This is a genomic window from Nocardioides sp. (assembly GCF_036267815.1).
GTDB lineage: Bacteria > Actinomycetota > Actinomycetes > Propionibacteriales > Nocardioidaceae > Nocardioides.
Genome location: NZ_DATAVI010000006.1, coordinates 15,173 through 28,465 on the forward strand (window position 1 = coordinate 15,173; position 13,293 = coordinate 28,465).

General features: G+C 72.4%; 12 protein-coding genes. 10 read left to right on the forward strand and 2 right to left on the reverse strand.

Annotation, left to right across the window (positions count from 1 at the left end; genetic code table 11):
- The 10 genes from VHW64_RS00830 to VHW64_RS00875 all read left to right on the forward strand — a co-directional run bounded on the left by VHW64_RS00830 (position 1) and on the right by VHW64_RS00875 (position 12,463).
- Entirely contained in the window at positions 1 to 1,407 is a 1,407-nt protein-coding gene (locus tag VHW64_RS00830; RefSeq protein ID WP_329648599.1) for a glycerate kinase type-2 family protein, read from the forward strand.
- Positions 1,404 to 3,029 (forward strand): NAD(P)/FAD-dependent oxidoreductase, encoded by a 1,626-nt coding sequence (locus VHW64_RS00835; RefSeq protein WP_329648600.1) that lies wholly within the window; start codon positions 1,404 to 1,406, stop codon positions 3,027 to 3,029. The genes VHW64_RS00830 and VHW64_RS00835 overlap by 4 nt, the downstream gene beginning before the upstream one ends.
- On the forward strand, positions 3,026 to 4,441 hold the full coding sequence (locus VHW64_RS00840; RefSeq protein ID WP_329648601.1) for an aspartate aminotransferase family protein: 1,416 nt from the start codon (positions 3,026 to 3,028) through the stop codon (positions 4,439 to 4,441). The genes VHW64_RS00835 and VHW64_RS00840 overlap by 4 nt, the downstream gene beginning before the upstream one ends.
- Entirely contained in the window at positions 4,438 to 5,403 is a 966-nt protein-coding gene (locus VHW64_RS00845; protein WP_329648602.1) for an ABC transporter permease, read from the forward strand. The genes VHW64_RS00840 and VHW64_RS00845 overlap by 4 nt, the downstream gene beginning before the upstream one ends.
- Entirely contained in the window at positions 5,400 to 6,353 is a 954-nt protein-coding gene (locus VHW64_RS00850) for an ABC transporter permease (RefSeq protein ID WP_329648603.1), read from the forward strand. Before VHW64_RS00845 ends, VHW64_RS00850 begins: the two co-directional genes overlap by 4 nt.
- On the forward strand, positions 6,353 to 8,395 hold the full coding sequence (locus VHW64_RS00855; RefSeq protein WP_329648604.1) for an ABC transporter ATP-binding protein: 2,043 nt from the start codon (positions 6,353 to 6,355) through the stop codon (positions 8,393 to 8,395). The genes VHW64_RS00850 and VHW64_RS00855 overlap by 1 nt, the downstream gene beginning before the upstream one ends.
- Positions 8,392 to 10,056: an ABC transporter substrate-binding protein gene (locus VHW64_RS00860; RefSeq protein WP_329648605.1), complete on the forward strand. Its 1,665-nt coding sequence runs from the start codon at positions 8,392 to 8,394 to the stop codon at positions 10,054 to 10,056. Before VHW64_RS00855 ends, VHW64_RS00860 begins: the two co-directional genes overlap by 4 nt.
- A 556-nt stretch (positions 10,057 to 10,612) precedes the next feature.
- Positions 10,613 to 10,867, forward strand: coding sequence for a hypothetical protein (locus VHW64_RS00865; RefSeq protein ID WP_329648606.1), 255 nt, complete (start codon positions 10,613 to 10,615; stop codon positions 10,865 to 10,867).
- A 47-nt stretch (positions 10,868 to 10,914) separates the two neighbouring features.
- Positions 10,915 to 12,084, forward strand: coding sequence for an SPFH domain-containing protein (locus VHW64_RS00870; RefSeq protein ID WP_329648607.1), 1,170 nt, complete (start codon positions 10,915 to 10,917; stop codon positions 12,082 to 12,084).
- A 13-nt stretch (positions 12,085 to 12,097) separates the two neighbouring features.
- Positions 12,098 to 12,463, forward strand: coding sequence for a TraR/DksA family transcriptional regulator (locus VHW64_RS00875; protein ID WP_329648608.1), 366 nt, complete (start codon positions 12,098 to 12,100; stop codon positions 12,461 to 12,463).
- Positions 12,464 to 12,466: 3 nt separating this feature from the next.
- On the opposite strand, the gene VHW64_RS00880 is transcribed toward VHW64_RS00875, so the two are convergent.
- Positions 12,467 to 12,643, reverse strand: coding sequence for a hypothetical protein (locus VHW64_RS00880; RefSeq protein ID WP_329648609.1), 177 nt, complete (start codon positions 12,641 to 12,643; stop codon positions 12,467 to 12,469).
- A 190-nt stretch (positions 12,644 to 12,833) separates the two neighbouring features.
- Positions 12,834 to 13,293: HNH endonuclease signature motif containing protein (locus tag VHW64_RS00885; protein ID WP_329648610.1), on the reverse strand; the 460-nt coding region annotated here is incomplete at its 5' end.

Below are 13,293 nucleotides of genomic sequence, written 5' to 3' on the forward strand. Positions count from 1 at the left end.
GTGTCCAGCGCCCCGGCCGAGCAGGCCGATCCGACGACGCCGCCCCGCGAGGTGGCGGCGGGTGATCCCCGCGACCACGGGCTCGCCGAGCTGCGAGGCCTCGCCCTGGACGTCGTCGGTGCGGGGCTGCGGGCCGCCGACCCCGCGGCGGCCGTGCGGCGCCTGATCTCGCGCGAGGGTGACCTGCTCCAGGTCGGCAGCCGGACCTTCGACCTCGCCGCCTTCGACTCGGTCGTCGTGCTCGGCGCCGGCAAGGCGACGATGCCGATCGCGATGGCGCTCGAGGAGCTGCTCGGCGACCGGCTCGACCGCGGACTGGTGGTGCGACGTCCCGGCGACCCGGGCACGCTGCGCCGGATCGAGGCGGTCGACGCCGACCATCCGCTGCCGGGCGCGCCCAGCCTGGCCGCCGGGCGGCGGCTGATCGAGCTCGCCTCGGAGTGCGGCCCGTCGGACCTCGTGGTCACGGCGTTCACCGGCGGGTCCTCGGCGCTGGTGTCGGTCCCGCCCGAGGGCGTCTCCTTCGCGGCCAAGCAGGAGGTGCACGCGCTCCTGCTGGACAGCGGCGCCACGATCGAGGAGATCAACGCCGTCCGCAAGCACATCTCGGCCATCAAGGGCGGACGCCTCGCGGCTGCGATGCCGGGCACGACCCTGGTCAACCTCACGGTCTCCGACGTGGTCGGCGACGCCCTCGACCTGCTCTGCGACGCGGTGGTCCAAGACACCAGCACCCCGCAGGACGCACGCGCCGTGCTGACCAGGCACGAGCTCTGGGACCAGGTGGCGCCGGAGGTTCGGGCACACCTGGTGTCACCGGCCGCGCTCTCGCCGCGCCTCATCGGCCGCGACATCACCAGCCAGCTGCTCGTCACCGGGGCCGACGTCCTGGTGGCGATGGCCGACCGCGTCCGGGCACGGGGCCGGACGCCGGTGCCCCTTGGCTCGAGCCTGGAAGGTGAGGCAGTCTCGCTCGGGGCGGTCATCGGCGCCCTCGCGCGCGAGTCCGTCGCGCACGGGGCGCCGTTCGCGCCGGGCTCGGTGCTCATCGCCGCAGGAGGGGAGGCCACGGTGTCGATCCGGCGGGACGACGGCAGGCGCATCGGCTGGGGAGGTCCCAACCAGGAGGTGGCCCTCGGCTTCGCGCGCAGGGTCGCGGGAGGCGGGCCGGTCGCGGGGGTGTTCGTGGACAGCGACGGCCTCGACGGCGGCACGCGCGCGGCGGGCGGCTGCGTGGACAGCGGTACGGCGCGCGCGGCGGCCCGGCTGGGGCTCGACCTCGCCACCTCACTGGCCGCGCACGACTCGGGCACCGCTCTGGAGCAGCTCGGCGACCTGGTCGTCCTCGGCCCCACCGGCACCAACGTCTCCGACCTGATGGTCGTCGTGCTCGGAGCGGCGTCGTGACCGCCCGGCACGACGTGGTGATCGTCGGCGGTGGCCACAACGGCCTCGTCGCGGCGTTCTACCTCGCCCGCGCGGGGCTCCGGCCGCTGGTGCTCGAGCGGCGCCCGTTCGTCGGCGGCGCCTGTGTCACCGAGGAGTTCGCGCCGGGCTACCACGCGTCGACGGGCGCCTACGTGCTCGCCATGCTCCGGCCCCAGGTCTGGCGCGACCTCGACCTCGAGCGCCGGGGCATCACCGTCAGCCCCGCGGGGCCGACGCTGAACCTCCTGCCCGACGGCACCGGCCTGCTCCTCGGGGACGACCCGGCGGCCGACCGCGACGCGGTCAAGCGCTTCTCGCCGCACGACGCCGACGCGCTCGGTGAGTTCGAGGCCGAGCTCGGCCGCCTCGCCCAGGTGCTGCTGCCGACCATGGACATGCCCGCGCCCGACCCGTCGATGCGCCGGGTGCGCGACTGGGCGACGGCGAGCCGGATCGGGCGCACGGCGCTGTCCCAGCGCCGGCAGCTGGCCCAGACGCTCAAGCTGCTCGTGTCGTCGGCCGGCGACTTCCTCGTCGAGCGCTTCGAGGACGACCTCGTGCGGGCGGCGCTCGGCTGGCACGCGATCAACGACAGCCTGGTGGGCCCGTTCACCCCCGGCACCGGCTACGTGCTCCTCCACGACCACGCCTCGGGCGACCCCGACGGCGGGATCCGCCAGTGGGGCTTCGTCAACGGCGGCATGGGCCGGGTCACCGCGGCCATGGCCGACGCGGCACGCGAGGCGGGCGCGACCGTGCGCACCGACGCCCAGGTCGACTCGGTGCTGGTGCAGGGCGACCGGGCGGTCGGGGTCGTCCTCGACGGTGGCGAGGAGATCCTCGCCGAGACCGTCGTGTCGAACGCCGACCCCAAGCGCACCTTCCTGTCCCTGTGCCGCTCGGCGGCGCTGCCGTCGGACTTCCTCGGAGAGATCCGCAACTTCCGCAGCGACGGATCCAGCATGAAGATCAACGTCGCGCTGGCCGAGCTGCCTCGGGTCACGAGTGACCACTCCAGCCAGGTGCAGCCCTACCACCGCGGGATCCTGGAGATCGGGCCGCCGCTGGAGACGCTGGATCTCCAACAGGCACAGGCCCGCCGCGGCCTCGCCGGTGTCGGCACCCACGTCGAGATCTGCTTCCCGACGGTGCACGACGCCTCGCTCGCCCCCGAGGGCCAGCACATCGGCACCATCGACGTGAACTCCCAGCCCTACCGGCTGGCGGAGGGCACCTGGGACGACGTGAAGGAGCAGGTCGCCGACCGGGTGATCGGCGAGCTGGGCGAGCTGATGCCGAACCTGCCGGGTGCCATCACCCATCGTCAGGTGCTCTCGCCCCTCGACCTCGAGCGGGTCCTGGGAATGACGGGGGGCCACGCGCTGCACGGCGAGATGACCCTCGACCAGCTCTTCCTGTTCCGCCCCGCCCTGCACTACTCCGACTACCGGACGCCGCTGGCCGGGCTCTACCTCTGTGGCGCCGGTACGCACCCGGGTGGCGGCGTGACCGGTGCCAACGGCCGCAACTGCGCGGCCGCGGTGATCGCGGACCGGCGTCGCGGGCGGCGACGGCTGCCCGGACGGGGGGCGACGACATGACCTCCGCCGACACGACCGCCGCGGGCAGGACGCCGTTCGAGCTGGACGGGCGTCCGGTACCGGACCTGGTCACCGAGCTGCCGGGGCCCAGGACCGTGGCCCAGCGCGCGCGGGAGTCGGCCGTCCTCTACCGCGGCACCGGAGACCATCTCGCCCCGCTGGTGATGGCGCGCAAGACCGGCTTCGTCGTGGAGGACCTGGACGGCAACCTCTTCCTCGACATGGCCAGCGCCTCGGCGTCGGTGCCGCTGGGTGCGGCACACCCGCGGATCCTCGAGGCAGCGCTGGGCGCCATCTCCCGCTACGGCAACGAGGACGCCCACGCGATCACCAGCGAGCTCGTCGCGCCGCTCGCCGAGCGCCTCGTCGACCTCGGACCGGAGGGCTGCTCGCGCGTCGACATCGCCCTCAACGGCACGGAGGCTGTCGAGATCGCGATCCGGCTGATGCGCCGGGCGACCGGCCGCCCGCTGATCCTGGCGTTCATGGGCTCCTACCACGGAGAGTCGTCGATGACGGTCTCGCTGGGCGCCGAGGTGGCCGAGCTGAGCCGCGGCGTGCGGGCCGTCGTACCCGGCTTCGTGCACGTGCCCTACCCCAACCCCTACCGCAGTCCCTTCGGCGAGCCCCGCCCCGGCGGCACCGGCGACGCGACCGTCGACTACCTCCGCGACCACCTGCTCTTCCACGCGATCGACCCTGCGGACGTCGCCGGCGTCGTGATCGAGCCGGTGCTGGGCTCGGGCGGGGTCATCGAGCCGCCGCCGACCTTCTTCCCCGCGCTCCAGGACCTGTGCCGCGAGCACGACTGGCTGCTGTGCGCCGACGAGGTCAAGACCGGCTGCGGCCGCACCGGCACGTTCTTGGCGGTCGAGCGGCTCGGCGTGCGACCCGACCTGGTGTGCCTGGGCAAGGGACTCGGCGGAGGAGTCGCCCCGATCGGGGCCGTCCTCGGCAGCGAGCGTGTGCTGGGGGCCTTCGACGACGTGGCCACCGGCAGCACCTGGGCCTGGCTACCCGGCAGCTGTGCCGCCGCGCTGGCGATGCTCGACGAGCTGCACCGACCCGGCGTCCTCGAGCACGTGCGCGCGATCGAGGAGCGGTCCCGCGAGGTGTTCGGCGCGCTGGCCGAGCACCATCAGGCGCTGGGCGACGTGCGCTCGGTAGGGGCGCTGACGGCACTGGAGCTGGTGCGTGACCGGACGACCCGCGAGCGCGATCCGGAGCGCCAGGAGGCGGTGTCGGCGGCGATGTTCCGCCGCGGGCTGCTCGCCGACTCCAGCACCACCTCGATCAACGTCCAGCCGTCGCTGGTCACGCCACTGGAGGTCATCGACCAGGCGGCGTCCATCGTCGACGCCGCCCTGGCCGAGGTCGAGAGGGCAGAAGCGGAAGAGGGTGATGCTCGTTGATCCGTAGCGGCTACCTGCTCAAGCGCACGGCGTTCATGGTGATCACGATCTACGTCGTCATCACGCTGAACTTCTTCATGTTCCGGATCCTGCCGGGGTCGGTCGTCACCAACCTGGCGCGGGTCCCGCAGTCGACGCCGGCCTTCCGCGAGCACCTCACCCAGGAGTTCGGGCTCGACGAGTCGCCCTGGACCCAGTACGTCGACTACCTGCGCGAGCTGGCCCACGGCAACCTCGGCGTCTCCTTCGCGAACCAGCAGCCGGTGGCGTCCAACCTCAGGTCGGCACTGGCCAACACGCTCCCCGTCGTCACCCTCGCGACCGTGCTCTCGCTGGTTCTCGGCGTCGCGACCGGAGTCCTGTCGGCCTGGCGCCGCGGCACCAAGCTGGACCAGGTCAGCACCAACGCCGCGATCGTCCTCTACTCCCTGCCCACGCAGTGGATCGCCCTGATCCTGGTCATCGCGCTGTCGAAGTACCTCCCGACCGCGGGGACCTCCGACCCGTTCCTGATCGGGCACCAGCCCTTCTGGCCGAACCTCGAGGACCACCTGATCCACATGGCGCTGCCCTGTCTGACCCTGGTCCTCACGCTGTACGGCGGGAACACGCTGATCGTCAGGTCGGCGCTGCTCGAGACCCTCGGCGAGGACTACATGCTCACCGCGCGGGCCAAGGGCATCGGGAGGGGCCGGATGATGCGCTCGCACGCGCTGCGCAACGCGATGCTGCCGATCACGACCCTCGTCACGCTGTCGCTGGGCACGATCGTCGCCGGCGCCATCTTGATGGAGGTGGTCTTCTCGTGGCCGGGCATCGGCTCGGCGCTCTACCGCGCGGTGCAGGAGCGCGACTACCCGATGCTCCAGGGCGGGTTCCTGGTCGTCACGGTCTCGATCATCGTCTTCAACTTCATCGCCGACCTCCTGTACTTCAAGCTCGACCCGCGGGTGAGCGAATGAGCGCCGCGGCCCCGGTCGGCAAGAGCCTGAGGCTCGGGGGCCTCGCGCGCCCGCTGCGGCGTACGGCGTCGGTGCTGCGCGCCCGCCCTGCCGCGGCGGTGGGTCTGGCCGTGCTCGTGGTCATCGTCCTGGTGTCGCTCGCCGCGCCCCTGCTGGCGCCGTACTCCACCGACATCGCCAGCGGGCAGGTCTACGCGCCGCCCTCGGCGCACCACTGGCTCGGCACCGACGACGGCGGCATCGACGTCCTCAGCCTCGTGCTGATCGGCGGCCGGGTCTCGCTGATCGTGGGTGCGGCCGCCACGGCCGTCGCGATCGGGGTCGGGGGCACGGTCGGCCTCCTCTCCGGCTACTTCGGCGGCTGGGTCGACATGGTCCTGATGCGGATCACCGACTACTTCCTGGTCGTGCCCGACCTGGTCCTGATGATCGTCGTGGCCACGCTGTGGGGGCCGAGCCTGACGCACGTGATCCTCGTGATCGGCCTGCTGCTGTGGACCTCGACGGCTCGGATCGTGCGTGCGGAGGTGCAGAGCGTGCGCAGCCGGGTCTACGTCCGCCGGGCCCGCACGATCGGGGTCGGCCACCTGGCGGTCATCTGGCGGCACGTGCTGCCGCAGATCGCGCCGCTGCTGATCGCCAACACCGTGCTCAGCGTCGCCACCGCGATCTTCGACGAGACCTCGCTGGACTTCCTCGGCCTGGGCGACCCGAACGGCGTGAGCTGGGGGATCATCCTCGAGCACGCCAACGACCGCACCGCCGCGGCGTACGGCGCGTGGTGGGCCGTCGTCCCGGCGGGTCTGTGCATCGCGGCGGTGATCGTCGCCTGCTACCTGCTGGGCCAGGCGCTGGAGGACGCGCTCAACCCGCGGCTCAAGGTGTCGCACTTCTCCATCCGCAGCTGGCGGCTGCGCACGCTGGTCGGACGCGGCAAGGGGGCGATCTGATGGCACTGCTCGAGGTGTCGGGCCTGGAGGTGTTCTTCGACCTGCCGGACGGGGAGCTGCACGCGGTCCAGGGCGTCGACCTGACCCTGGAGCCGCACGACCGGCTCGGGCTCGTCGGGGAGTCGGGGTCGGGCAAGACGACCACGGTGCTGGGGCTGATGGGGCTGCTCCCTCCGACGGCCTCGGTGGCGGGCAGCGTCCGGCTCGACGGTCGTGAGCTGCTCGTCGGCGGTGAGCAGGGTGCCGACTCGTGGCGCTGGAAGTCGATGGCGACGGTGTTCCAGGGTGCGATGAACGCCCTCAACCCGGTGCGTACGGTGGGCTGGCAGATCGCGGAGCCGATGCGGGTGCACGGCACCGCGTCCGGGACCGCACGCCAGGCACGGGTGCGCGACCTGCTCGGCCTCGTCGGGCTGCCGCGCGCGGTGGAGCACTCCTATCCGCACGAGCTGTCCGGCGGCATGCGCCAGCGCGCCGCGATCGCGATGGCCCTGGCCTGCGAGCCCAAGGTGCTGCTGGCCGACGAGCCGACGACGGCGCTCGACGTCGTCGTCCAGGCCGGCATCCTGGAGCTGCTGGCCAAGCTCACCGACGAGCTGTCGCTGGCCCTGGTGCTGGTCACCCACGACCTCGCGGCCGCCGCGAGCAGCTGCACCCGGATGGCCGTGATGTACGCCGGCCGGGTCGTCGAGTCCGGTCCGGTCGAGGAGATCGGGACGGCGCCGGCGCATCCCTACACCCGGCGGCTGTTCGCCTCGGTGCCCGATCCGGCCGACGACCGGCCCGTCGCCTCGATCCCCGGTGCCCCGCCGCGGCTCGACCGACCGATCGTGGGGTGCCCGTTCGCGCCCCGCTGTGACGTCGCCTTCGACCGCTGTCAGGACGAGCGGCCCGAGCTGCTCGACCTGACGGCGACCCACTCCTCGGCCTGCCACCACGGCGCCGAGAGCCTGCCCCCACCCGCGCCCGTCGCGCACCTCGGCGTGCCCGCCGGCGCACTCGCCGACGGCGGCCTGTCGGGCGGGTCGCAGACCCCCGCGCCGGTGCTGGAGCTGGCCGACATCGAGGTCGCCTTCCCCGGCCGCCGCTCCTGGACCGATCTGCTGCGCGGCCGGCCCCGCCCCGAGGTCAGGGCGGTCGACGACGTGTCGCTGCGCGTGCTCCCGGGCGAGATGCTCGCGGTCGTGGGGGAGTCCGGCTCCGGCAAGACCACCATGGCCCACACGATCGTCGGCAACGTCGAGCCCCGCGCGGGCGAGGTCGCGGTCGCCGGCCACGACCGGCGCACGATGACGCGCCGCGAGCGCCAGCAGGCCCGGCAGCAGGTGCAGCTGGTCTACCAGGACCCCTACGAGTCGCTCGACCCGCGGATGCGGGTGCGCGCGATCCTCGACGAGCCCATGCGCGTCAGCGGCGTCGGCGGGCGCGCGAGGCGCGCGGAGGTCGCCGACCAGGCGCTGCGCCAGGTGGGGCTGACGCCGCCGGAGCTCTTCCTCGGCAGGTACCCCCACGAGCTCTCCGGAGGCCAGCGCCAGCGGGTGGCGATCGCGGCCGCGCTGGTGATGGACCCGTCGGTGGTCGTCGCCGACGAGCCGGTGTCGATGCTGGACGTGTCGATCCGGGCCGACGTGCTCGACGTCCTCGACGGGCTTCGCCGCAGTCGCTCGGTGGCCGTGGTGATGATCACCCACGACCTGTCGACGGCCGCGCACTACGCCGACCGGATCGCGGTGATGTACCTCGGGCGCATCGTCGAGACCGGGCCCGCCCGCGAGGTGCTGAGCAACCCGCAGCATCCCTACACCCAGGCCCTGATGGCGGCCGCGCCCACGCTCGGGCGCACGCCGAGACCGCTGCCCTTCGCCGCCGAGGGGATGGGCGCCGACGCCCGGGTCCCGTCGGGGTGTCGCTTCCACCCGCGTTGTGCCGTCGCGCTGCCCAGCTGTCGCGAGCACGACCCCGAGGCCGTCACGGTCGGGCCCGGGCACGAGGTGTCCTGCGTGCTGCCCCTGGCGCAGGGCTCGGAGGTGACGGTGTCGTGAGCGTCCGTTCCTGGTGCCGCCTCGCCTGCCTGGTCGTCCTGGCCATGGTCGCGGCCTCGTGCAGCGCCAACTCCCGTGACCAGTTCGCCGACCAGGGCGGGTTCGTCCGGGTCGGCTCGACCGAGATCGTCCACTCCTTCAACCCGTGGACCAGTGACGACACCCTGGTGCTCGAGCTCGAGAGCGACATCTACCCGCGGCTCGTGCAGTACGACCTGAGGACGATGGAGTTCGAGCCGGACTTCGCCTCGAGCTGGTCGACGTCCGCCGACGGGCGCACCTGGACCTTCCACACCCACCCGGACGCCGCGTGGTCCGACGGGAAGCCGCTCACCGCGTCTGACGTCGCGTGGACCATCAACACGGTGATCCGGCTCAAGCACGGGGCGGCCTCCCTGTGGGCCGGAGCGGTGGCAGGCGCGGTCTCGGCGAAGGCGGTCGACCCGACCACTCTCACCGTGACCTACACCAAGGCCACCGCCGGGGTGCTGGCCGACCTCCAGCAGCTGCCGGTCCTGCCGGAGCACGTGTGGGCGTCGTACGCCGCGGGCAACGGCAAGGCGCTGCGCGGGCAGACCAACACCCCGTCGTCCGGCCATCCGGTCGTGTCCGGTGGGCCGTTCACGTTCGTGAAGTACTCCTACCAGGAGGCGGCGCTCTTCCAGCGGAACCCGCACTACTACGGGACCGCACCGCACGTCGCCGGCTTCGGGGTCGAGCTCTTCTCCAGCGACGACGCCCTGGTCGCCGCCATGCGGGCCGGCGAGATCGACGGGACGACCGGCACACCCAGCATCCCGCCCACCGACATCCGCCCGCTGCGGGACGCCCACCTGGACATCATCGGCCGGCCGTCGCTCAGCTACAGCGACATCATCATCAACACCAACCCGAAGAAGGTCGGCCATCGCGAGCTGCTGAACCCCGCGGTGCGCGAGGCGCTGGAGTACGCCACGGACCGGGCGAGCATCATCAAGATCGCCTACCTGGGGTACGCCACGCCCGGCAGCTCGATCGTCCCGCCCGCCTCAGGAAAGTGGTACGACCCGTCGGTCAAGCCGCTGCCCTTCGACATCGCCAAGGCCAACGCGCTGCTCGACCAGGCCGGCTACGCGCGAGGCTCGGACGGGATCCGGGTCGCCGACGGACACCAGATGGCGTACACGATGCTGATCTCGGAGGACAACGGCGGCGAGGGGCTGCGGACCGGCCAGATCCTGGCGGCCGACTACGCCAAGATCGGGATCAGGCTCACCCCGGAGCAGACCGACGACGACACCCTGAACGACGCCCTGACCCACGACCACTACCGCACCTTCGACCTCGGCATGTGGGGCTGGGACACCCTGGTGGACCCGACGTACATCCTCGACGCCATGACGTGCTCGCAGTGGTACGACAACAGCGACTCGGGCTACTGCAAGGCGACCTACGACCAGCTGTACCACCAGCAGCTGACCCAGACGAACGTGAAGGACCGGCTGGCCACCGTCTACCGGATGCAGCGCATGGTCGCCGACGACCGCCCCTACATCGTGACCAACTACGTGAAGTCCATGGAAGCGTGGAGCTCGCGGTTCAGCGATGTGGTCGAGGGTCCCGACGGCTGGTTCAGTGCCTTCTCGGCGTCACCGCAGCTGGCGATCCGGCTGACTCCCTGACGTCAGTCACGCGGGGGATGCTGCGTCAGTCACGTCTGACTAGCACGTACCCGGCGACGACCGCGACCCAGAGTCCCGCGGCGCCGACCATGACGAGGAGCATCCAGGGCCAGGTGTCGCGGACCTGGTCGAGGGCCCAGGTGTGCGCGCCCTTCGGCTCGGCGTCGCGGGGTGTCCTTCGGCGCCGGGACCGAGGTGACCCGTCGGACCTGGGTGTCGGGGTTGCCCAGCAGATCAGGATGCGCGGAGTCCCACGCCCGAAGCACCTGCGCCATCGCGGGGTGACCCCGGACGTTGGGGTGCAGGCTGTCGTGGATCCACTTCGCCGGGTCGTAGCGCTCGGCGCCGGCGCTCGCGAGCGCGGCCGTGCCCTTGAGCTTGAGGACGTTGATCCCGGGATGGTTGTGGTTGGCAGGGTCGCAGAGCTGGAGACGGGAGATGCCCGAGGTGGGGCAGGGCCGCGCACGCGGTCTGCCAGTGACCCGTCGCCGGTTCAGCCGGAGCCGGCCGAGCGAGAACGTGCGGCGCTGGGTAGGTTTCGAGTACGGGTCTCGTCGTGAGACGGGTGCCCCGGGTGGCGGCCGGGAAGGAGCCCAGCGTCGTGGCTGATGCGTCACTGGTCGGGCAGGTGGGCGAGGTCGTCGTCCGCGTGCGCGGGGGCGACCGACCCGGCGAGATCGTCGCGACGAGTCAGGGAGTCTCCGAGAGGTTCATCGCCTTCGCCGACGAGCCGCTCGACCTCGGCGCGTCGGTGCTGGTCATCGCCATCCGCGGACCCCGGCAGGTCGACGTCATCGCCCTGACCACCTAGCTCGCCCCCAGCGGCGCGCGCCGCCCGACAACGAAGAAGGTGCTCACATGTTCGGATGGCACGTTCCCGCCCCCGACCAGGCCATGCTGATCTCCGGCGGCAAGAGCCGCGGTGAGGCCGGCCTGCCGTTCCGGATCGTCACCGGGCACGGCGCGTTCGTCGTCCCGGTGATGCGCCGCGTCACCTACCTCACGCTGTCGCTGATGGAGTCGGTGATCGAGGAGGCCTGCGTCACCCAGCAGGGCATCGGTCTCGCGGTCAAGGGAGTGATCGCGTTCAAGGTCGGCTCGGACCAGGCCAGCATCGCGGCCGCCGCCCAGCGCTTCCTGGCCGACCAGGACCGCATGAGCGTGCTCACCGGGCAGATCTTCGCCGGGCACCTGCGCTCGATCGTCGGGTCGATGACCGTCGAGGACATCATCCGCGAGCGCCAGAAGCTGGCCGAGCAGGTCCTCGAGGCCTCCAAGCTCGAGATGGCCAACCTGGGCCTGGTCGTCGACTCCCTCCAGATCCAGTCCATCGACGACCGGGGCAGCGGCTACATCAACTCCCTGGCCGCGCCCCACCAGGCGGCGATCCAGCAGGCCGCCAAGATCGCGCAGGCACAGGCCGACCAGGCGGCCGCCGAGGCTCAGCAGGCGTCGGCGCAGAAGCAGTCCGAGTTCGCGCGGGCGACGGCTGTGAAGCAGGCCGAGTACCAGTCGGAGATCGACCAGGCGCAGGCGACCGCACAGCAGTCCGGTCCGCTGGCCGAGGCGAAGGCGCAGCAGGCGGTGCTGGAGGAGCAGGCGAAGGTGGCCGCGAAGAACGCCGAGCTGCGCGAGGCCGAGCTGGTCGCCGAGGTCGTCAAGCCGGCCCAGGCCGAGGCGGAGCGGATTCGCCTGCTGGCCCAGGCCGACGCGGACCGGACGAAGCTGTCCGCCCAGGCCTCCGCGGCCGAGGGCCGGATCGCGCTCGACCAGGCGATCATCGCCCAGCTCCCGCAGATGATGCAGGCCGCCGCCGACGGTTTGGCCAACGCGAACCTGACCATCCTCAACGGCACCGACGGCCTCAACGACGCGGTCGCCCAGCTCGCCGCTCAGGGCTCCACGATCCTCCAGACGGTGATGCAGGGCCTCGCCGCCCACCACGACGTCGGCCAGCAGGGCGGGGCCGGTGATCGCACCGACCCGCCGGCGCTCGGCCCCGGTCCCGACGACGACGCTGCCAGGTAGCCGGCCGACGAGCGTGGGTCCGTCGGCCGGGTGGGGCGTGCGGCTCGCGGAGGAGCGTCTGCTCGCGCAGCAGCGCCTGCGCGACCTCACCCGGGACCTCGACTCGGTCGTGTCCGCGTCGCGTGACACCAACGCCGACGACGAGCACGACCCCGAAGGGGCGACGATCGCCTTCGAGCGGTCGCAGATCGCTGCCCTGACCCGACAGGCGACGCAGCACCTGGAGGAGGTCGACGCGGCACTCGCCCGCGTGCGGGCGGCGACCTACGGCCTGTGCGAGACCTGCGGCCGGGCCATCGCGCAGGACCGTCTCGAGGCCCGGCCGACAGCGCGCACCTGCATCGCCTGCGCCCGGGTCACCCGAGGTCAGGGCGGATGACGGTCATCGCGCCGGCGCCGGGACCGGGCTGTCCGAGTGCTGCGAGCCGGGGCCCGGCGTCGGCCAGCCCGATCCGGTCGCCTCCACCGCGACGACCACCCCGTCCGGGGGCCATGCGGGGTCGGCGACCTGGGCCAGCTCCGGTGCCGCGCCGACCGCGGTGACCAAGACGGCTCGCACGCGGTCAGCCTAGGCAACCGGCCGTGGCCCACACGGATCTCACGGCGACCACCCATCCCAGTCCAGCTCCAGAAGAACGGAGCGATCGGAAGCCGCAGCCAACGACTCCGACACCGTCGTCTTACCCGCCCCTGGCGGGCCAGTCAGGATCATGACGGTGCTCGTGGCCACGGAGACCAACTCTAGGAGCTCACGGTCGTCGGTGGTAGCGGATGTCTCCGTTGGGGAGGCTTGAGTGGTCGTAGGCCGGGTCGTGGGCTCGGTGGTGGTGGTAGGGGCAGAGGAGGACGCCGTTGTCGAGGCTGGTGGGTCCGCCCTGGGACCAGGGGGTCTTGTGGTGTGCTTCGCACCAGGCGGCGGGGATGTCGCAGCCCTCGGTTCGGCAGTTCCGGTCGCGGAGGTCCAGGGCGGTGCGGAGCGCGCCCTTGAACAGGCGGCTGGCGCGGCCCACGTCGAGGATCTCGCTCTTGCCGCCCAGTACGACCGGGGTGATGGCGGCGGTGCAGGCTAGGCGGCGGGCTTGGCCGGCGGTGATCGAGTCGCCGGTGGAGGTCTGTGCCACGCCGTGGGCGCCTGAGTCGGCGAGGCTGCCGCACAGGGTGTCGTAGTCGATCATGACCAGCACCTGGGTGGCGCTGCCGCCGTGCTGG